We start from the raw sequence: 21,381 nt of genomic DNA on the forward strand, positions 1-21,381 counted from the left end.
GCGTAGTTCACAACGACGTAGCGTCAAAAAATACTCTAGTCCCGAAGGGTTGTGGCTAAAATTATCACAGACTTCGTCATGAAACTTGAAAATGGAACCACCATTTTTTGCATTTCCTTCCTTGTCTGTTCAATTTTAGCCTACAACGCAAGCCATTTATGAAATGTCAACAGACCCTAATACCATCTTTTTTTTCGTCTTTAAAATAATAAACAGGTTAAAAATGAGTACTCTTCATAAAATCGTAATTATTGGTGGTGGCGCAGGTGGACTGGAACTGGCCACTCAACTGGGCAGTGCTTTAGGTAAAACGAATAAAGCACAAATCACTTTAGTCGACCAGAAACTGACTCATATCTGGAAACCGCTGCTCCATGAAATTGCAGCCGGTAGCCTCAACCCTCACGCTGAAGAAACCAATTATTTTGCCCATGCCTCCAAACATCATTATCAGTTTGTTTTGGGCCGTTTTATCGATATCGACTCAGACAGCAAACAAGTCATTCTTGAAACTGAACCATCCAAATATGCTCAAGCTCAAAACACCCTGCGTTTAGATTACGACACCCTGATTATTAGCATCGGCTCAACATCCAACGATTTTAATACTGAGGGCGTGAAACAGTATTGCCATTTCCTTGATAACCGCAAGCAAGCAGATGTGTTTCAACAAGATTTACTGCATTTATATCTGGCCGCACAAAACCATGATCATAGCCGTAAATTGAACATTGCTATTGTGGGTGCAGGTGCTACCGGCGTTGAGCTGGCTGCTGAACTGGCCGAAGCCAAACAGAGTTTTTTTAAATATGGTTTAAATAAAATTGACCCGCAACAGGTCAAGATCACGCTGATTGAAGCCGCTAAACGGATTTTGCCTGCACTTTCAGAAACCGTGGCCGGGCATACGCAGCATCAACTTGAGCAATTTGGCATTCAGGTATTGACCCAGCATCGGGTGGCCAAAGTTGATGCTGACAAGATTTACTTTGCAGATGGATCATCCATTGATTCAGACCTGAAAGTCTGGGCAGCCGGTATTAAAGCACCGGCGGTACTGGCACAGTTAAACAGCTTTGAAAAAGACAACATTCACCGTCTAAAAGTGTATGCCACGCTGCAAACCCTGTCTGACCCGAATGTGTTTGCCTTTGGAGACTGTGCGCATTGTCAGCCTGTCGCGGATGAACCGGTGCTCGGTCCGCGTGCCCAAGTGGCCAGCCAGCAAGCCAGTTTTCTGGTCGATGCCATGAAGGCTCGGGTTCAAGGCAAGCCTCAGCCCATGTTCAAATTTTCCGACAAAGGTTCACTGGTGTCATTAAGCCATCATAAAGCTGTTGGAGAATTACTCGGGCAAGTGAATGTGCAAGGATTTCTGGCAAAAACCATGTATGTGTCTTTATATCGGCTGCATCAAGCTGCGATTCATGGTTATACGCATGCAGGGCTGTTGACGGTTAAGGATTTTGTGACAAGAAAAACCGGTCCAAAGATAAAATTGCATTGAAATTTTAAAAACCGTCCCTATTATTAACAAAATGTCATAAAAACCTGAAAAATGCAGATTTTTGATAAATCTAGTCTACAAAACCTGCTTTTCACTTTATGATGTACCCTTAAAAAATTGAATGGATCAATAACATGACTGCTATTGCAAATGACCTCGTGGTTTCTTTCCACTACACGTTGACTAACGCAGAAGGCGAAACTCTCGACCAATCACAAGGTGAACCACTTGCATATTTGCACGGTGCAGGTAACATCATCCCTGGTTTAGAAAATGCTTTAGAAGGCAAAACTGTTGGTGAAAAATTCACTGTAAACGTTCCTGCTGCTGAAGGTTATGGCGAATACAACCCTGACCTAGTACAAGAAGTTCCTGCACAAATGTTCCAAGGTGTAGATAACATCCAACCTGGTATGCAATTCCAAGCTCAAACTGATGATGGTGTTCAAATCGTCACTGTTAAAGCTGTTGAAGGCGACAATGTTGTTGTAGATGCAAACTTCCCACTTGCTGGTCAAGATTTGACTTTCGAAGTTGAAATCGTTGAAATTCGTGCAGCTTCTGCTGAAGAATTAGAACACGGTCACGTACACGGTGCGGGTGGTCATCACCACTAAGATCGGTTCCGGTCATAAAAGGCAAAGTATTTACTTTGCCTTTTTTATTGCTTAAAGCCAGCTGTTTTTAAGATTTATACTTTTGCTAATGCCTTACTGCTTGAATTTCTGAACCGATATAAAAATATCTAACCAGCTGCCTTCTATCTATTCGACAAAAATATAAATCTCAAAAAATACAGATGTCATTTCAAAGTGAAGATTTTGATCTAAGAAATCATCTTTTAAAATCAGTTTCAGATTGACATAAAAAAGCCATTTGGAGCGATGGCTGGATAGATCAAGACTATTCATACAACGGAAATAATTGATTTAAACAGATGCTGTAAAAAATTATAGATAATCACCTTCACGTTCCGGCTGATACAGCACTTTTTCAATTTTGACTTTCATTAAATGACCATCCGGCTGTGGCCATTCTATTTCCTGCCCTTCCGTTAATCCTAAAATTGCTGCTCCAACGGGTGCCAGTACATTCACCTGCCCTTTCTCACCCATAAAGTCATGCGGATATACCAGAGTAATAGTGGTCGGTTCACTCGCAGGTGCAATGGTAATCAGCACACGTGCATTCATGGTCACCACATTTGCAGGAACATCTTTTGGTGCAACCACTTCTGCACGCGCAAGTTCATCTTCAAGGTGTTGCATGGTTGGAGTGATTTTAGATTGATGCTCCAGCATGGTTTCTAAACGTTCCAGATCTTGCTTTGAAATAATAATAGTGGGTTTATTCATAACAATTTATCCTGCTGTTTTATCAGTATATTTTTAAAAAATTTTTCTTTATCAGATATACGATTTAATATTTCATTGTTAGTATAGCGATTAATAACCATAACTTCATTCAAAACTACAACGCTATGACCAATAACATAATTTTGGAAAAAACATTACTCAGCTCAACTGAATACATGCAACAATTTCGACAACGCTTTCACTCCCCTGAGCATCAGCATAAATTTTATATTGCATCTGCACTAAAAACTGTTGATTTAGATGGATCTTTTACAAGCTTTAAACGATTGGATCAAATGTTTGAGGCTTTCAAAAAACAGGTCGGTAGTTTAGAGATCAATGAGCAATCCAACCCAGCTCAAATAGACACATTAAAATTGCTGGCTAGTCATGTTGGTTCATTTCTCGCCATAAAAAGTGGGCAAACCGAGAAATGGCTGAATCGTGAGGATTTAGCTGAAAAATTTCCTCAATTAAACACCCTACCTACTTCGTTTGTGTATGATGTCGCTATTGAACTTCCCCATAAGGTTTTATTTCCCTTACTCATTGTTCAGCAGCAATTTAAACAAGCTCAACCTGAGCGCACAATCAGTCAGCAGCTTGAAACCGAATTATTACAATTGCTTGTGGTAACTGCAGCCAATCAAAATAAAGTTGCTGAAGAAATGCATGCAATCCAGCATATGTATCAAAATAGTATTCCGTTTAGCTGTGGGATCAACTTTGAAAATTTGGTGCGTATATCTGATCTAGATTATAGTCTGAAAAGCTTAGATCGTTTAGATGAATTAATGCGTGAGTTACGCCAAAATTATATTGTCTCACCTCAAGCATTTTTATCAGAACAATCAAATTTCTATTTTATTTTATATTTAAGTGGCTATTTAGGTCGTGTAATCGCACAACACGCTGGATGTGCTTTGCGATGGCTAACTCCGCAGCAAGTCAGTCGTATTGTAAATAATGAAGTTCCGACTGAATTAGTTACTCTTCGTGTCGCACAAATTCACGACCGTATATACTTTACTACGGGTCATATTACGGATTTCTTGTTTTCATCAGTGATTCAAACCTCATCACTTCAATATGCAAAAGGCATTATTCAAGAACTCCTTGTAACACGCCCTCCAATATATGCTGTAAAGCAAACTTCGAATACTGCTCAGAAAGAATCGCCAATTAATCAAGCTCTGCATCAAGCTGGTTTTCTACTTGGTTTTGTTTTTCAGAAAATTCATGGTGTTCTACCACGTTATAATGCCGAAGATAATATCACCCCAACAACGTTTCCGGCTGGACAAACATTTTATGCACATCTAGAAGGTCCAGATCCTGGATTAAAAGAGTTGGAACAAAATCCTGCCAATCACCCCTATAATGTATTGGCCTATGAAATGTATGCCTGTCTGCCACACCTTCGGACAGATGCTATTTCGTTACATATCCGTAATTATGGTGAACATGCGATCAACCTGCATTTGGTAGTTCCTTTCTTCCCTATCTTCCATTATCAAGGCTTTGAAATTATTCAGCCTTATGTCAGTGCCTCTGATCTCGTAACGCAACAGCAGATGCCTCAAATTTTAAATCAGATGCATGCTTTTTTTGCAGGCATTGAAGATTATGAATCCGTCCTGCCTGATGAACGTAAAGTGTGGAAACACCATTACAAACCTGAAAAACATCCTTATCCATCTGGTTTCTCTGAAAATGCATAAAAAAAGCTCCCGATGACGGGAGCTTTTTTCTAAATCAAAAACTTATTTTGCGTAAACAGGGAATTTAGCGCAAACAACCTCTACTTTCGCTTTTACAGCGTTAATTACAGCTTCGTCACCTTTCGCATCAAGGATATCAGCGATCCAGCCTGCAAGGTCACGTACTTCAGCTTCACCAAAACCACGAGTTGTTACAGCTGGAGTACCGATACGGATACCAGAAGTAACGAATGGAGAACGTGGATCGTTAGGTACAGAGTTTTTGTTCACAGTAATGTGCGCCGCACCTAACCATGCATCAGCTTCTTTACCAGTGATATCGCCTTGTTTGATTAAAGACAATAGGAACAAGTGGTTTTCAGTACCACCAGATACTACGTCATAACCACGAGCGATTAGAACTTCAGCCATTGCTTGAGCGTTCTTAACCACTTGTTGTTGGTAAGTTTTGTATTCAGGTGCCATTGCTTCTTTAAAGCAAATTGCTTTAGCAGCTACAGCGTGAACCAAAGGACCACCTTGGTTACCTGGGAATACAGCTGATTGTAATTTTTTCTCGATTTCTTCGTTTGCTTTCGCAAGGATTAAACCTGAACGTGGGCCACGAAGAGTTTTGTGAGTCGTTGTTGTTGTTACGTCAGCAATTTGAACTGGGCTTGGGTAAACGCCAGCAGCAACAAGACCAGCAACGTGTGCCATATCTACAAATAGGTAAGCGCCAACTTTGTCCGCGATGTCACGGAAACGCTGCCAATCTACAACTTGGCTATATGCAGAGAAACCAGCAACGATCATGCGTGGTTTGTGCTCTTCTGCCAAACGTTCAACTTCTTCGTAATCGATTTCACCAGTTTCTGGGTTCAAACCGTACTGAATTGCGTTATATGTTTTACCAGAGAAGCTAACTTTCGCACCGTGAGTCAAATGACCACCGTGAGCCAAGCTCATACCCAAAACTGTGTCGCCCGGGTTAAGAAGCGCTAAGTAAACAGCAGAGTTCGCTTGAGAACCGGCATGCGGTTGAACGTTAGCATAATCGGCACCAAAAAGTTCTTTAGCACGGTCAATTGCCAATTGTTCAATAACGTCTACATATTCGCAGCCGCCGTAATAGCGTTTGCCTGGGTAGCCTTCCGCATATTTGTTAGTCAGTTTTGATCCTTGAGCTTCCATCACTGCTGGTGAGCAATAGTTTTCAGAAGCAATTAACTCGATGTGCGCTTCTTGGCGAGCATCTTCGTTAGCGATTGCTTGAGCGATTTCCGGATCAAATTCAGCAATAGAGATATTGGCAAACATTAGCGAGGTCCTATTAAATTAGGGCTTTTAAGCCGTGCTAAGATTGGCGCGTATTGTAGCATGAAGTTTATAAATTTTGACTAAGATGTTTGCTCAGTTTTTAATAAAAAAAGCTCATCTTCGTCAGAAAGATGAGCTTTTTGTTTAAATCAAATTATTGAATTGGCATGATAGATTTTATATCTTTAACAAATTCATCCAAATTGTTGGTATATACCGTTGCATGTGTCCATTTTGGCGTGATTGTATTATCCGCATCCGTCACATAATTAATTTTAGTGCCTTTACCTGCAGCGACGCTTACCAGTAAATCGGTAGCGCCTTTTGGCACAGTATCATCATCTGAACCTTGATAAATAAATATTGGAGTTGTCACTGCAGTCTGCAGCGGCTGTGAATCTGTGGTTAAAAACTGCTGAACCACTTTAACACTCGTCATGAAATTTGGCTGAGTGCGTGGATAATTATCTAAAGTCCCATTTTGGGTTTTAAATTTCATCATTGCGCCATACAGATTCTGACCCAGCACATCATAACAAATGCTTTCCGCCTCAGCCGCAACCAGATCAGTCGGTGATGCAAATACTTCACTATATTTCAAAGCCGGATGCGGGTTTCTTAATCCAGCAGTAATCAGTGCTGTAAAGGTATCTAAAGGCGCAAGAATACTAATCTTAGTGTTTAAGTCAGATTCAGCTGCGGCTTTTTGCTCGCCGCCTTTTAAAATCATACTTAAATAAGATGCAGGTGCAACAGCAACTGTACCTTTATATGTTAGCTGAGCTCGGGAGGCATATTGTGCAGCCCCTAATGCTGCCTGCCCGCCTTGTGAATGTCCAACCGTTGCCCATCGTTGCTCTGTTGTATTACCTAAATTTTTACGCGCTGCAACAACAGCATCGGTAATGGAATAGGCTTCACTTTTTAAATTTAAGAATGGATGCAACTCTTTACCACTCGGTTCACCCAAACCTTCATAATCAGGCGCGACTACCGCGTAACCCGCTGCCAAAAGTTTTGCAATAAAATATTCATTACCTTTTAAGCCTTGTTGGCTCGGAGCACATGCATCAGCAACCCCTGTAGTACCATGCGCCCACGCCACAATTGGCCACCCTCCTGCTGGTTTTGGCGTTTTAGGTGTAAAGAGCAAAGCCGTCGCTTGAGTTTCTGTCCCATTCACACCAAGCATTTTATAGGTCATCAATGTTTTATTGGCACTTACCGTATCTAAAAAGGCATTAGCAATTGCATCAGCATCAATATAGGCCTGAGTTTTTACAACAGGCTCAGCAATATTATTTTTCGGAATCCCATCATCAATAATAAATGTAGAATTGCCATCACTTCCTCCTCCGCACGCGACGAGAAAGAGTGTACTACTGACCAATACCGTTAACTTAAGTTGGTTCATCATCCCTTGTTCCTTCTATTTGTTGTTTTAAAGTCATTCCTTTGGATTAATCGCATGGAATTTCAATAAGTTCAAGTCGTTTCAGTGCCATTGATCATTCTATTCAATCTTAATTTATTTTATTTTCATAACATTTTGATTTAATTTATAATTTCAACTATAAAATTACATTTTTTAACAATATAAAATTTCGGACATACACATGTGGGCCACCTTGATTTTCTTAGTTTTAGGTTTTGTATTGGGCTATTTTGTTCGTGGATTAAAAGCCAATACCCATTCTACAAAAGTCATTTATAAAAGTATGCCTGCTGCAAATACTTATCAGCAAAAATTGCTGCTCAAAAGCCATCATCAAACTGATAGTGACCGAATTCGTGAACTGAATCAGTTAAACCGAAATCAAAGCGTATTTTTACGGCTACTCAAACAGACCTTTACCCATCACGAAATTGCGATCAAACAAACACGCTTTATCATTTTAGACCGCGATTATATGCCATGTGCAATATTTGAATACCGCGATGGTACTCAAGCCATGAAATTGATTGATCAGGAGGATGGACTACCCTTATATCTTTATAAAGGTTTAATTTCGAGCGATGAATTAAAACAAGACTATTTAAGCATCATCTCTACGCAGAAATAAGCATAAATGGCAATGAATGCCACAAAGTCAATGTTTTTCCGTTTGTGTCAGCATCTTTGAAAATGTTAAATTCATGCAAACTCTCGCAACGGTGATGGCCCAGTCATGCAAGCAATTATTCTCGATACCGAAACCCATACCTTAAATGGACAACCGATTGAGATTGCTTATGCACCGGTGCAAATCCATGACAGCAAACTTACCTTAGATAAAAGTCAAATTTTTGACCAACTCTATAGTGTCGATGAACCAATTTCTTATGCGGCCATGGCGGTGCATCATATTTTGGAATCTGAGCTGGTCGGTCAACCACATTACACCAGCTTTAGCCTTCCCGATGACACCACCTATATTATTGGTCACAATATTGACTATGACATTCGCGCTATTGAAAAATGTGGTGTAGATACCAGCAAGATTAAAGCGATTTGTACCCTTGCCCTTGCGCGTTTGGTTTGGCCAGATGCTGAAGCGCATAATATTTCCGCACTCATTTATATGATTAGTAAAGGCAGTGAAAAAGCCCGCGAGATGATTAAGAAAGCACATCGTGCTGATATGGATATTATTTTAACGGCCAATATTTTGATGCACGAAATTCATCATTTAAATATTCAAAACATTGAAGAACTTTATCTGGCATCTGAAGATGCACGTATTCCACGCAGCATTAATTTTGGTAAACACCGCGGTACGGCCATTGCCGATTTGCCTGCCGATTATATGCAGTGGCTGCTGCGCCAAGAAGATTTGGATCCCTATTTACGCAAAGCTCTGGAAAAAGCCAGCATTGTCACCCTATAATCTTTTGATTTGTAATATTATTTAAATAATATTGTCATTTTCTCTATTTACAATTTGCCTTAATTTAACGGGGAAGCCATTAAGGCATGGATCAATATCAAAAAACAGATTTGGGCATTCAAAGTCTAAAGCAACGTTCACTTAATCTGAATGCCCGTCAACGCCGCTTGTTACTGCTGATTGGCACTGATGATTTTGATCTGCTTTCCGAGCAGTTTAAACGTCGTATTGCCCCACCCGAATTACTCGAACAATTGATCGAGATGGGATTGATTCACTGTCCGGCTATACCACATATTCTGTCAGAAACTTCACCTCATCTGCTTGATACAGAAATTGAAACCCACTTACCTTTACAAAGCGCTCCCCCCGTTCAAGATCAGTTTGCTGAATCCATTAACACGTCAAGTAGCTCACTGGCTATAACAACAGAAACAGCTGTTCCACAGGTATTAGCTTCAAATGAAATGCAAACTACGCTCGAAGTACTGGATTTTGAACAGGTCAAACAGTTCATGGCTCAATTGCTACAACGGCATTGTGGTTTAATGGCTAAGCAGTTGATTAATCGCATACTGGCTGCCAATGATTTACGCAGTTTAAAACTGTGTCAAATGCAATGGATTACTGCTCTACAGGAAAGTCGTCTAGCTCCTAAGGATTTAAACAGCTATTTAAATCAAATTAACTTTTCTCTACAAAAACTTATCAGTTAATTCCACTTAAGAGTTTTTTTCTGTTTCGTGATTTATTTAAGGTCTTAAGCCTTTTGACCTTATAAATTTTTATGCTTATAAAACAATAAGATTAGATTAAGCACATTGAAAATTGATGCTAATTACAGCTACAGTTTTAAACTGAATACGACCTTCGCTGCATGGCAAATATCAGCTCAAAGCCCCATATAGTATATATTTCAGGGGAATTCATGATGACAGCATTCCATTATTTAGAATTTCATCCAGCAGACAATCCCGTGTACTTAAAAAAAGTAGGCAACTGGGTGCTGACTTTTTTAAGTCCTCAAGATGAAAAGAGTGATGTTCAACTGGCCATTACCAGTGTATTGCCCCGTCAAGTCAGTGAAAACCTGCAACCGATTCGCGTCGTTATCCAGCAGAGCGAGATCGAAAATCGCTGGCTGATTCAGCAAATTGTCTGCTATGACAGCTTTCAAGGCAAAGATGAAATCTTAAACTGTGCTGATGAGATGGGTATAAAAGTCATCCAGAGTATCATTCAAGAATTTGAAAAATATGATGTAGAAGTCAATTTTGTTTAGGTTTTAGCCCTTGGCTCACTTCGGTGGGCTTTTTTTAATCTCATTGATGAATCAATGATTTTTTTGATCCTAAAAACCCACCTTAAATCAGTCTAAGCATTTAAATATTTCACTATTCAATTAATTTTATTCTTCAATTACCCGATAAATACTGTCGGAGGTACGGCTTTCAAAAAGCAGCTCAATACTCGGTCGAATAATTTCACCGTTCACCACAATATGTTCGATTTTTTGGAATAATGAAAGTTTATGCAATTCAGAGTGTTCCGGAATAACACGCAACAAGGCTTGCACTGCATGAATATTGCTAAACTGGTCTTTGACTTTCACCTCGATCATTTGCTTCATGTTGTCCTCTGCTTAAATTTATTTAGCCAATCTTTTTATAGCATAAGTTTTATTTATCGATAATTTAGAGATGTTAGATTTTTTGGCAATGTAATTTTTTATAAATCAATACGTCACATTTACTTTAATTTAAAGGGCCAAATTTAAAAACCGAGCCGCAATCCATGTCTTGATGATGTCATGTAGACCACATAAAAATTAGTATTTCGGGATGTTCAATGAGCAATAGTTTTTTTTGATCTAAAATAGGAAAGCCCGCATTACTGCGGGCTTTAATGTTGGAAGGCTAGTGCTGATTTCTTGTTTTAACCCTAAGGTTATAAACTCAACGAGCTGTCATTGATCCGTCCAACCTCTTTGTAGCGTCTTCAACGACCTACTGTATTTTTAATATAAGGGGATATTTTTTTATTGGCAAGTGCCGTTGACACTCTCAAACAATTGAGTAAAAAAAATACAATTGATATTTTATAAATTTCATTCATCATGCTAAGCCACATCAAATACTCATGATTATTTCAATGAATCGAGTAAAATGACCCAGTATTTTTGACGAGTCTGACTCAATGTTAGTGCAATTAATTTTAAGCGACTTATATCGATATTGTGGCAATACCAAATTCAGTTCATTGCTTAAAAATTATTTTTTTAATCGTGGCTTCAACTTCAGTGTTTGGATGCGTCTTGCCGCTTCGAATTCAATAATTGCAAAGTTCGCCTATCCAATTTTTTATTATAAAAAGAAAAAATACGGCATCGATATTCACTGCAGCACAAAAATTGGCTATGGACTCTACATTGGTCACGGCGGCCCCTTAGTGGTCAATCCCACCACGATCATTGGCAACAATGTCAATCTTTCTCAATATACGACTATTGGTGCCAACGGTGGTGCTCAGGCAGCCATCATTGGTGACAATGTCTATATTGGACCGAATGTTTGTATTATCGACAATGTGCATATAGGCAATAATGCCACCATTGGTGCAGGTAGCGTGGTCACCAAAGATATTCCAGAAAATGCAACTGCTGTCGGCAACTATGCCAAAGTGATTCATTATAATAATGCCGGGACGTCGGTCAATCGTCGCTGGCCGATTCAAAATTGATCAAGTCAAAATAGTTGTAGAATAATATTTATGAATAGATAGAATCTAAAAATAGTGTAGCTAAAAAGTCCAAGAAAATTTGTTTATAAAAAATCTCAGTGATCATACTGAGATTTTTTATTGACTTAATTTCTTATAAACGCTGCTTAGAATTTCTTGGTATATGTTGTGAGTACACGATTTTCCTGAAAAGAATTACCATGTTCGACATCATAATTCACATATAACCATCTGAATGACAAGCCTTTTAATTTTGGATTTTGTATATCATAAGTTAAAATAAAGTTGGTTTCTGATTCATGATTATCTCGTCCTTGGGCATCTTTAAAATCTGTACCATAAACGTATTTGACCATTGTATTTAAACCCGGTACGTAGTCTTTAAAATCATATCCATATAAAAAATGTACCGATTTTTCATCTTTTTTGAAGAATCCAGTGGTATTCCAGTTAATGAAATACAGTTCTGGCAAGAATCCATCAGGTAAAGGATAGCCGGTATCGCCAAAAATCTGTTGGTAGCCCAATCCTACGCTATGATTACCCACAGAAACATTTTCCAATAACCCAATATTATGGTTATCAATTTCTCCAGCTTTAGCCTCGCCAGAATCTTGTGATCTAAAATACTTCAAACGGGTTTGAGATTTTAAATATTCATTTTTCCAAGAATATTCTAAACCTAAATAGTGTTTATCGTATAAATCTTCTAAATTGCCATAGTAGTACTCTGCCTTCAGCTTGGGCGAAACATCATATTTTAAATCAAGATAATTAAGACCATCCGAATATTGTTTCACTCCGTTTTTTGTCACTGAAAACTCATGGAAACCTTCTTCATAACGTGGAGAAACTTGAGTAATACGACCCAGCTCTAGTTGCAGTTGATCGGTCACTTTAGACTTTATTTGACCACCCCAATATGAACTGATTAATTGACGACTGGTATCGACTGAAGTAATCGGTAAATCCAGAAACAATTCACCCACTTTGAATTCAGTCGTATCGTATTTGAGTTTAAGGGTTCCACCATATTTCAAGAAATTACGGTCTTGAGTTTGTGTATTGGTATTAAAAGGTAAAACCGTATCATCTATATGACGGTCATCACTTAAACGTAAAGCGTACTGAAGTGAAGCATCCATGCCTATTTCAATCGGTTTTTCTGCAACAGTTAACACAGTAGGAATATATTTAGACTGATAAAAACCTGAAATACCTTGTGACCAGCTGCCTGAATCTTTAATGTTTTCATGATCAAAATTGCGTTCAATGAATGCATTTTTTAACACTAATTTAAATTGGTTTTCATTGCTCTCTGCATGTACAGCATTACATAACGCCATATTTCCAAGCATAATTGCTAAAAGCGGTTTTAATTTAATATCCATAATATTCCCTTAATTTGATACAAATCCATTACAGGCTAAAAATGTTTTAGCCTGTTTGTGTTGATGATTTATTGCGTTACATTTTCAAGTAAAGCTTTATGTTTTAAGTCTTTTTTTGCTTGCTGAGCTCCATCTACAGAAGCTTTTAAATTTACGAGGAATATCGCTATTGCTGCCAATACACCAGGAATCGCGATAACCAAGAAGTTCATTTGATGGGGTAATTCAAGCGTGAGCAATGCACCTGTTAAAACCGGTCCTACGATGGCACCGATTCGTCCAATGCCTGAGGCCCAGCCCATACCTGTTGAACGAACTGCTGTAGGATAAAACTGTGCGACAAAGGTATAGAGTAAAATTTGTGAGCCAATGGTTGCTGCACCAGCAACTGCAATCAGGCTATAAAGTACTGCTTGTGGACTATTAAAACCGAGTAAAATTAAAGCAATCGCCCCAACAATAAACATTGTGCTCAATACTGGTTTTAAGTGGAACCGATCGGCTAATACACCTCCGCCTATGGCACCAATCATTCCACCAATATTCAGGGCGAACAGGAACATCAGACTTGCACCCAATGAATATCCGGCTTGAATCATCAGTTTTGGTAACCAGCTGCCTAGGGCATAAACCATTAACAGGCACATGAAAAATGCCACCCAGAACATCAAGGTACTAAACGTACGGCCTTGCTGAAACAGTGCGCGTAAAGGTGCATCATTTCCTGCAGTGGCTTCATTTAAAACAAAGCTGGTCTGTGCGCTGATCTCTTGTTGAGGTGCAATTTTTTGCACAATGGCAAGGGTCTTTTCTGTTTCACCTTTTTTGGTTAAAAACATCAGCGATTCAGGCAGGAATTTCCAGATCAAAGGCAAAGTGAATAAAGGAATACTGGCAATATAGAACATGATTTTCCAGCCATAATCTGCCACCAGCCATGTTCCCAATAGTGCAGAAGCCATTCCACCAATGGCATAACCACTAAACATGATAGCGACCAGTGTACTGCGGATGCGTTTAGGGGCATATTCTGTCATCAGTGCCACGACATTTGGCATCACACCGCCAATTCCTAGCCCGGCTAGAAAACGTAACACGCCAAATTCAGTTGGAGTACTGGCAAATGCACCCATAAAGGTAAAGCCACTAAAAATGGCAATACAGATCATGATGGTTTTTTTACGGCCCAGTTTGTCCGAAAGTGTGCCAAAACTCATGGCACCAAACATCATGCCAAATAATGCGGTACTGGCAAGCAGTCCGGCCTGCACCGCACTGAGTGCCCACTCCTGCATCAATACAGGCAAAACTACGCCATAAATGACCAGATCATAACCGTCAAAAATAATAATCATTAAACACCAGATTAAGACGCCCCAGTGAAAAGGCGTAAATTTGGCTTCATCCACTAATGTATTTATGTTGAGTTTATTGGTATTCACTTTGCGCTCCTGCATATGAACCTTTAGATTGGTTCAAACAATGCGGCAAAGTGTTTTTATTGTCCAAAACCGATTACATATATATTCATACCTTAAAAGTTATGCGGTCGATTTAAAAAACAAAAACAAGACCTTAAAAATATAAAAAATGCAGACGCCACTCATCGGAACAGTCTGCATTTTTTAATCCATATTTTAAGCATCATAGGGCTATTTATTATAAACCTATGATAAATAGTGATTTAAATTACAACACGGTCATATTTAATCGCTTCCAGATCATATACCTGATAGATACAATCAAACAGCGAACGGATATGTTCACTCTCGTCCATACTGCGCAGCGCCAGAAAAAGCGGACTCACCGCAGCATCATCCAGCAACGGAATGTAATGCAGATGCGGCAACTGAATGGTTTTAGCACTTTCCGGAACCACACAAATCCCTTCGCCTGCGGCTACAAGTCCCAAAGCCAGCTGGATTTCACGGACTTCTTTCATACTTTTCGGGTCCAGACTGTATTCTGAAAACAGCGATCTGACCTGAGTCGAAAAATTCGGTTTAGGATGACTGGGATATAAAAACAGGTTTTCATCAACAATATCGGTCAGAAAAACCCCTTTATTTTGTATGGCAAGCGGATGGCTGGCATGCACCGCGACCATCAGCGGTTCCTCACGTAACAGTACTCGTCTGACTGCCGGATCTGAAATGCGCAATCGACCAAAACCGACATCAATCCGTCCTTCTTTTAAGGCCTGAATCTGTTCTTTGGTACTCATTTCGATCAGTTCAATTTTTAAATGTGGCTGCTGCTGGCGGAACAGATACACAATTTTAGGCAATAAACCATAAAGCAAGGAGCCAACAAAACCCATGGTAACCGTCTTTTCAGCCATACCAACACGTTGTGTCATGGCCTTAATTTCTTCTGCATTAGACAAAAGTTTAACCGCATGCTGGTAGAAAAACTGACCCGCTTCCGTGGTCAATAATGGCCGGCTACCCCGCTCAAACAGCTGGATACCGAGTTCCGCTTCAAGGTTTTGTATCTGACGACTCAAAGGAGGTTGAGCAATAAACAGTTTTTCTGCCGCCTTGGTAAAACTCTGCTCTTCTACCACCGCTACAAAATAGCGTAAATGTCTCAGTTCCATAATTTTGTATACCTTTAAAGCATAATAAAATGCAAATTTAATCTTAGACAGCACAAACTCATTCCTTTAAGGTATACCGAAAGAGATGCACAAAGCAAGATTGGGAAGCTTAAAGATGTATAAATCCATAGAAACGTTGCTTGTCGAAATTCCAACCATCCGCCCTCACAAGATGGCGGTTGCGACGATGCAGACTCAAACATTAGTTCTGGTTAAAGTCACAACTGAAGATGGATTCATCGGCTGGGGCGAAGCGACCACGATTGGTGGTTTAGGCTACGGTGAAGAAAGCCCTGAAAGCGTTAAAACCAATATTGAAACTTATTTTGCGCCCTTATTAAAGACACTCACTGGTTTAAATGTCGCTCAGACTTTACAGGTGATTAAAAAGAATATTAATGGCAACCGTTTTGCCAAATGTGCCATTCAAACAGCATTACTGGATATTCAGGCGCAACGTTTAGGTCTGCCACTGAGTGAATTGTTAGGTGGCCGTCTGCGTGACAGCGTCCCTGTACTTTGGGTGCTGGCTTCCGGCAACACTGACAAAGATATTGCTGAAGCGCAAAAAATGGTTGAAGCCAAACGCCACAATATTTTCAAGCTGAAAATCGGTTCCCGTGCTGTAGAAGCCGATGTTGAACATGTACTGGCCATTAAGAAAGCATTAGGCGCAGATGTTTCGATTCGTGTTGATGTCAACCGTGCCTGGTCTGAACTGCAAGCCATCAAAGGCATTCAATTGCTACAGGACGGTGGTGTTGACCTGATTGAACAGCCGTGTGCGATTGAAAATCTGGATGCCATGCGTCGTTTAACTCGCAAATTTGATATTGCGATTATGGCGGATGAATCGCTATGCGGTCCGCAGAGTGCTTATCAAATTGCGCGCAACAATGGCGCATCGGTTTTTGCAGTCAAGGTCGCACAGTCGGCGGGTCTGATTGAAGCTTGCGAAGTAGGCAAAATTGCCAAACTGGCCGGTATTGACCTGTATGGCGGCACCATGCTGGAAGGCCCGGTCGGCACCATCGCCTCTGCCCATGCATTTTCAACGTTTGAAAATCTGGCCTATGGCACCGAGCTGTTTGGCCCATTGCTACTAACCGAAGAAATTCTCAAAACACCACTGCAATACCAAAACTTTGAACTGACTGTACCAAAAACAGCCGGACTGGGTATTGCGCTAGATGAAGACAAAATTGACAACCTGCGTCGACAGTAATTAAAGGAGTTTGCCATGCTTTTTCAAGTACGAATGGATGTAAATATTCCACTGGATATGCCAGCGGAAAAAGCCAACGAAATTAAAGCCGTTGAAAAAGCCTATTCACAAGATTTGCAGCGTCAGGGCAAATGGCGCCATATCTGGCGCATCACTGGCCAGTATTCAAACATCAGTATTTTTGATGTCGAAAGCAATGAAGAGTTACACAACATTTTACAGGGCCTCCCTCTTTATCCCTACATGGATATTGAAGTGATGGCTTTGAACCGTCATCCCTCTTCGATACGTGATGACGACAGTTAATTTGAAATTTAAGGCGTATATTTTTTATACAGCTTCTAATTAATGAAACAAGGATAGTGGCAGCTAAAGATCCCCAAACAGGATCATACAGCCACCAAATGAAAAAGCATACTTCAGGAGCAATAGTATGAACCGTCAGCAAATTGATGCATTGGTTAAAGAAATGAATGTCGACACCGCTACTAAGCCTGTCGACGCGCGCGTACAGCAAATTGTCGTGCGTTTACTCGGTGATTTATTTCAAGCCATTGAAGACTTGGACATCACACAGACCGAGCTTTGGAAAGGTCTTGAATATTTTACCGATGCTGGCCAAGCCAACGAATTGGGGCTTTTGGCAGCAGGCTTAGGTCTTGAGCATTACCTGGATTTACGTGCTGATGAAGCCGATGCCAAAGCAGGTATTACTGGCGGTACACCACGTACCATTGAAGGTCCTTTGTATGTTGCAGGTGCACCAGAATCAGTTGGTTTTGCACGCATGGACGACGGTACTGAAATTGATAAAATCCCGACTTTATTTATCGAAGGTACAGTGACCGATACCAATGGCAACATCATTGAAGGCGCTAAAGTAGAAATTTGGCATGCCAACAGCCTGGGTAACTACTCGTTCTTTGACAAGTCTCAGTCTGACTTCAACCTGCGCCGTTCAATCTTTAGCGATGCCAATGGTCAATATGTAGCACAAACCACTATGCCTGTAGGCTACGGCTGCCCGCCTCAAGGTACAACCCAGTTTGTTCTGGACAAACTTGGCCGTCACGGTAACCGTCCTTCGCATGTGCATTATTTCATCTCTGCACCGGGCTACCGCAAGCTGACAACTCAATTCAACATCGAAGGCGACAAATACCTGTGGGATGACTTCGCTTTCGCTACTCGTGAAGGTCTGGTTGCAACTGCAGAAGATGTCACTGATCCGGCAGAAATTGCAAAACGTGGTCTGGACAAACCTTTCAAGCATATTCAATTCAATGTTGAACTTGTAAAAGATCAAGCCGCTGCACCATCAACTGAAGTTGAACGTCGCCGCGCAAGCGCTTAATAAAACCATGATAGGAAACCCAGATGTCAGTTTGATGACATCTGGGTGACTTGCCCAAATTTGGAAAGTCGGAGAACGGACATGCCACGTATTCCAGTAATTAATACTAGCCATCTCGATCGTATTGATGAATTACTTGTTGAAAACTATGAAACCGGTGAATTTAAGCTTCATCGTTCAGTATTCACAGATCAAGCCCTCTTTGACCTAGAGATGAAATACATCTTTGAAGGCAACTGGGTGTACTTGGCACATGAGAGCCAAATTCCGAACAATAATGATTTTTATACGACCTATATGGGTCGCCAACCGATCATCATTGCACGTAACCGCCAAGGTGAACTCAATGCCATGATCAATGCCTGTTCACACCGTGGCGCACAACTTTGTCGTCACAAGAAAGGCAATAAAGCAACCTATACTTGCCCTTTCCACGGTTGGACATTTAACAACTCGGGTAAATTGCTCAAAGTTAAAGATCCTAGTGATGCAGGCTATTCTGACTGCTTTAACAAAGACGGTTCTCACGATCTTAAGAAAGTAGCCCGTTTTGAAAGCTATAAAGGTTTCCTGTTTGGTAGCTTAAACCCGGATGTTCCACCATTGGAAGAATATCTTGGCGAAGCCACCAAAATTATGGACATGATTGTTGATCAGTCTGATCAAGGTCTTGAAGTTTTACGTGGTGCGTCTACTTATACCTATGAAGGTAACTGGAAGCTGACTGCCGAAAATGGTGCCGATGGTTACCACGTTTCTGCGGTGCACTGGAACTATGCAGCGACCACTCAACAGCGTAAAGAAAAAGAAGCTGGTGATAATGTCCGCGCCATGAGTGCAGGATCTTGGGGCAAACAAGGCGGTGGTTCTTACGGCTTTGACAATGGTCACATGCTGCTTTGGACGCAATGGGGCAATCCTGAAGACCGTCCAAACTTCCCGAAAGCAGCCGAATATACCGAGAAATTCGGTGCTGCAATGGCGAAATGGATGATCGAGCGCTCTCGTAACCTGTGTATTTATCCAAACGTCTATTTTATGGATCAGTTCGGTTCACAAATTCGTGTACTTCGTCCTTTATCTCCCTCTAAGACTGAAGTCACCATTTACTGTATCGCCCCTGTGGGTGAAGAAAAAGAAGCACGTACACGCCGTATTCGCCAGTATGAAGACTTCTTCAACGCTTCAGGCATGGCAACACCAGATGACCTGGAAGAATTCCGTGCATGCCAAGCCGGATATGCAGGTATTGCCCTTGAATGGAATGATATGAGCCGTGGTTCTAAGCATTGGATTCAAGGTCCGGATGATGCAGCCAATGAAATTGGTTTAAAACCAAAACTTTCAGGCATTAAAACTGAAGATGAAGGTCTATACCTGGCTCAACATGAACACTGGTTACATCTAATGAAAGACGCGATTGCTTCTGAAAAAGAACTTGCTGCAACTGAAGGAGAAAACGCATGAGCGCGATTACTTTAGAAAATATTGCTCAATTCCTCTACAAAGAAGCGCGCTTTCTGGATGATGAACAATGGGATGACTGGTTACAGTGCTATGCCCCATCTGCTTCGTTCTGGATGCCGTCTTGGGATGATGATGACAAATTGACCACAGACCCAGAGTCTGAAATCTCTTTGATTTATTATCCTGACCGTCAAGGTTTAGAAGACCGTGTGTTCCGTATTAAGACTGAACGTTCTTCTGCGACCATGCCGGACACCCGTACCAGTCACAACATCTGCAATATTGAGATTGTTGAGCAAAACGGAGATCAGGTAACGGTTCGCTTTAACTGGAACACCTTGAGTTTCCGTTACAAAACCAATTACAGCTACTTTGGCATGTCTCGCTATGAAATTGATTTTTCAGGCGATACACCAAAAATCTTAAGCAAATACGTTGTTCTGAAAAACGATTATATCAATCAGGTGATTGATATTTATCACCTCTAAGACTGTTCATACAGCAAGGTAAAACCTTTCAGCCAGAAGGAAATTTGGCTGAAAGGCATAGTTTCAAAGATTTATATAGGATATTCAGCCATGTCAAACCTCAATGTTGCACTTCAATTTGAAGATGGCGTTACACGTTTTATTTCTGTTGCTCAAGGCGAGACTTTGTCTGATGCAGCTTACCGTCAAAAGATCAATATTCCTTTGGACTGCCGTGACGGTGCATGTGGAACATGCCGTGCATTTTGTGAATCAGGTACTTATGACATGCCTGAAGATACTTATATCGAAGATGCATTAAGCCCTGAAGAAGCAGCCGAAGGTTATATCCTGGCTTGCCAATGTAAGCCAACTTCGGATGCCGTATTCCAGATCCAGGCTTCATCAGAAGTCTGCAAAACTGAAATTCATGAGTTTAAAGGTACGTTGGCCAGTGTCGAAAACCTGTCTGAATCTACCATCACGTTTGATATTGAGCTGGATGAAGGTCAACCGGACATTCACTTCCTGGCCGGTCAATATGTCAATGTCGGTATTCCAGGCACTACTGAAACCCGTTCTTATTCATTTAGTTCAAAACCGGGCAACCGCTTAACCAGCTTTGTTGTGCGTAATGTGCCTAATGGCAAAATGAGTGAATTCTTGAGCAAAACTGCTCAGGCTGGCGACAAGATGAGCTTTACCGGTCCTTTCGGTAGTTTCTACTTGCGTAATGTCGTGCGTCCAGTGCTGATGCTGGCAGGTGGTACAGGTATTGCACCGTTCCTGTCTATGCTGCAAGTACTTGAAGAAAAAGGTTCTGAACAACCTGTACGTCTGGTTTTTGGTGTGACCAATGACTTTGACTTGGTGGCCATTGAAAAGCTGAATGAACTGCAAGAAAAATTCTCTTGGTTTGAATATCGCACTGTAATTGCCAACCCTGAATCGAATCATGAACGTAAAGGTTATGTGACCGGTCATGTTGAAAATGAATGGCTCAACGGTGGCGACGTGGATATTTATCTGTGTGGTCCTGTGCTGATGGTCGAAGCAGTACGTGGCTGGTTAGAAGCAGAAGGCATTAAGCCTGCAAACTTCCTGTTTGAAAAATTCTCCGCGAATTAATGTCTAGATTAATTTGCGTAGCGATCACCGCAAAGTGATACGCGAAAAGTCATTCGCAACTGTTTGAGGCAGGACGACTTCGAAATGAACTGTTTCGGCGAAATATAGGTCAGCTAGAAAGTTTTTGACGAGTTTTGCGAATGACAATGGTTTTGCTTACTTTTCCCTAAAGAAAACTAAGTCGAACCGAAGGTTAATCCGGTGGTTGACATAAATAACTCAAAACTCCGGCATGTCCTTAAATTTATAAATTTTAAAAAGT

21 protein-coding genes are annotated in these 21,381 nt (G+C 40.8%); 14 read left to right on the top strand and 7 right to left on the bottom strand.

Translation table 11 applies throughout. The features are described 5' to 3' along the window. Positions 1-223 precede the first annotated feature (223 nt). Positions 224-1,507 carry an NAD(P)/FAD-dependent oxidoreductase gene (locus FB6_RS04815; RefSeq protein WP_174558912.1) on the top strand — a complete coding sequence of 428 codons (1,284 nt, stop codon included), beginning with the start codon at positions 224-226 and terminating at the stop codon, positions 1,505-1,507. A 134-nt stretch (positions 1,508-1,641) separates the two neighbouring features. Beyond that, a complete protein-coding gene (gene slyD / locus FB6_RS04820; RefSeq protein ID WP_092819263.1) occupies positions 1,642-2,124 on the top strand; it encodes a peptidylprolyl isomerase in 483 nt (160 codons plus the stop codon). Positions 2,125-2,457: 333 nt separating this feature from the next. Here the strand turns inward: slyD and rnk are convergent, their stop codons facing one another. Further along, on the bottom strand, positions 2,458-2,862 hold the full coding sequence (gene rnk / locus FB6_RS04825; protein WP_174558913.1) for a nucleoside diphosphate kinase regulator: 405 nt from the start codon (positions 2,860-2,862) through the stop codon (positions 2,458-2,460). Between the two features lie 125 nt (positions 2,863-2,987). Between rnk and FB6_RS04830 the strand changes: the two genes are divergently transcribed. Beyond that, complete coding sequence (locus tag FB6_RS04830) at positions 2,988-4,583, top strand: hypothetical protein (RefSeq protein WP_174558914.1); 1,596 nt, start codon at positions 2,988-2,990, stop codon at positions 4,581-4,583. Positions 4,584-4,625: 42 nt separating this feature from the next. Here FB6_RS04830 and glyA read toward each other — a convergent pair whose 3' ends face one another. Beyond that, positions 4,626-5,882: a serine hydroxymethyltransferase gene (gene glyA, locus FB6_RS04835; RefSeq protein ID WP_174558915.1), complete on the bottom strand. Its 1,257-nt coding sequence runs from the start codon at positions 5,880-5,882 to the stop codon at positions 4,626-4,628. Between the two features lie 154 nt (positions 5,883-6,036). Next, positions 6,037-7,299: an alpha/beta fold hydrolase gene (locus tag FB6_RS04840; RefSeq protein WP_438819955.1), complete on the bottom strand. Its 1,263-nt coding sequence runs from the start codon at positions 7,297-7,299 to the stop codon at positions 6,037-6,039. Between the two features lie 199 nt (positions 7,300-7,498). On the opposite strand from FB6_RS04840, the gene FB6_RS04845 reads away from it, so the two are divergent. The 4 genes from FB6_RS04845 to FB6_RS04860 all read left to right on the top strand — a co-directional run bounded on the left by FB6_RS04845 (position 7,499) and on the right by FB6_RS04860 (position 10,031). Next, positions 7,499-7,945: a hypothetical protein gene (locus FB6_RS04845; RefSeq protein ID WP_174558916.1), complete on the top strand. Its 447-nt coding sequence runs from the start codon at positions 7,499-7,501 to the stop codon at positions 7,943-7,945. Between the two features lie 105 nt (positions 7,946-8,050). Beyond that, a complete protein-coding gene (locus FB6_RS04850) occupies positions 8,051-8,749 on the top strand; it encodes a putative quorum-sensing-regulated virulence factor (protein ID WP_174558917.1) in 699 nt (232 codons plus the stop codon). A gap of 86 nt (positions 8,750-8,835) precedes the next feature. Further along, positions 8,836-9,465, top strand: coding sequence for a hypothetical protein (locus FB6_RS04855; RefSeq protein ID WP_174558918.1), 630 nt, complete (start codon positions 8,836-8,838; stop codon positions 9,463-9,465). A gap of 215 nt (positions 9,466-9,680) precedes the next feature. Further along, on the top strand, positions 9,681-10,031 hold the full coding sequence (locus FB6_RS04860; RefSeq protein ID WP_174558937.1) for a hypothetical protein: 351 nt from the start codon (positions 9,681-9,683) through the stop codon (positions 10,029-10,031). Positions 10,032-10,157: 126 nt separating this feature from the next. Here the strand turns inward: FB6_RS04860 and FB6_RS04865 are convergent, their stop codons facing one another. Then, the gene (locus FB6_RS04865; RefSeq protein ID WP_174558919.1) at positions 10,158-10,379 is read right to left on the bottom strand and encodes a hypothetical protein; all 222 of its coding nucleotides are present in this window, start codon (positions 10,377-10,379) and stop codon (positions 10,158-10,160) included. 566 nt (positions 10,380-10,945) lie between these two features. Here FB6_RS04865 and FB6_RS04870 point away from each other — a divergent pair. Further along, positions 10,946-11,488, top strand: a complete 543-nt coding sequence (locus FB6_RS04870; RefSeq protein WP_174558920.1) for a serine O-acetyltransferase — start codon at positions 10,946-10,948, stop codon at positions 11,486-11,488. Positions 11,489-11,634: 146 nt separating this feature from the next. Here the strand turns inward: FB6_RS04870 and FB6_RS04875 are convergent, their stop codons facing one another. The 3 genes from FB6_RS04875 to FB6_RS04885 form a co-directional block, all read right to left on the bottom strand. Then, positions 11,635-12,879 (bottom strand): OprD family outer membrane porin, encoded by a 1,245-nt coding sequence (locus FB6_RS04875; RefSeq protein ID WP_174558921.1) that lies wholly within the window; start codon positions 12,877-12,879, stop codon positions 11,635-11,637. A gap of 68 nt (positions 12,880-12,947) precedes the next feature. Continuing rightward, a complete protein-coding gene (locus FB6_RS04880; protein WP_174558922.1) occupies positions 12,948-14,321 on the bottom strand; it encodes an MFS transporter in 1,374 nt (457 codons plus the stop codon). A gap of 242 nt (positions 14,322-14,563) precedes the next feature. Further along, positions 14,564-15,478 (bottom strand): LysR family transcriptional regulator, encoded by a 915-nt coding sequence (locus FB6_RS04885; RefSeq protein WP_174558923.1) that lies wholly within the window; start codon positions 15,476-15,478, stop codon positions 14,564-14,566. A 115-nt stretch (positions 15,479-15,593) separates the two neighbouring features. On the opposite strand from FB6_RS04885, the gene FB6_RS04890 reads away from it, so the two are divergent. The 6 genes from FB6_RS04890 to benC all read left to right on the top strand — a co-directional run bounded on the left by FB6_RS04890 (position 15,594) and on the right by benC (position 21,119). Continuing rightward, positions 15,594-16,703, top strand: coding sequence for a muconate/chloromuconate family cycloisomerase (locus FB6_RS04890; RefSeq protein ID WP_174558924.1), 1,110 nt, complete (start codon positions 15,594-15,596; stop codon positions 16,701-16,703). Between the two features lie 15 nt (positions 16,704-16,718). Continuing rightward, entirely contained in the window at positions 16,719-17,009 is a 291-nt protein-coding gene (gene catC, locus FB6_RS04895) for a muconolactone Delta-isomerase (RefSeq protein WP_174558925.1), read from the top strand. Positions 17,010-17,136: 127 nt separating this feature from the next. After that, positions 17,137-18,057 (top strand): catechol 1,2-dioxygenase, encoded by a 921-nt coding sequence (catA, locus tag FB6_RS04900; protein ID WP_174558926.1) that lies wholly within the window; start codon positions 17,137-17,139, stop codon positions 18,055-18,057. A gap of 81 nt (positions 18,058-18,138) precedes the next feature. Beyond that, complete coding sequence (benA, locus tag FB6_RS04905; protein WP_174558927.1) at positions 18,139-19,524, top strand: benzoate 1,2-dioxygenase large subunit; 1,386 nt, start codon at positions 18,139-18,141, stop codon at positions 19,522-19,524. Further along, entirely contained in the window at positions 19,521-20,012 is a 492-nt protein-coding gene (benB, locus tag FB6_RS04910) for a benzoate 1,2-dioxygenase small subunit (protein ID WP_174558928.1), read from the top strand. Before benA ends, benB begins: the two co-directional genes overlap by 4 nt. 90 nt (positions 20,013-20,102) lie before the next feature. Further along, entirely contained in the window at positions 20,103-21,119 is a 1,017-nt protein-coding gene (benC, locus tag FB6_RS04915) for a benzoate 1,2-dioxygenase electron transfer component BenC (RefSeq protein WP_174558929.1), read from the top strand. Positions 21,120-21,381 lie beyond the last annotated feature (262 nt).

It is taken from the genome of Acinetobacter bouvetii (genome assembly GCF_902753875.1).
GTDB lineage: Bacteria > Pseudomonadota > Gammaproteobacteria > Pseudomonadales > Moraxellaceae > Acinetobacter > Acinetobacter bouvetii_A.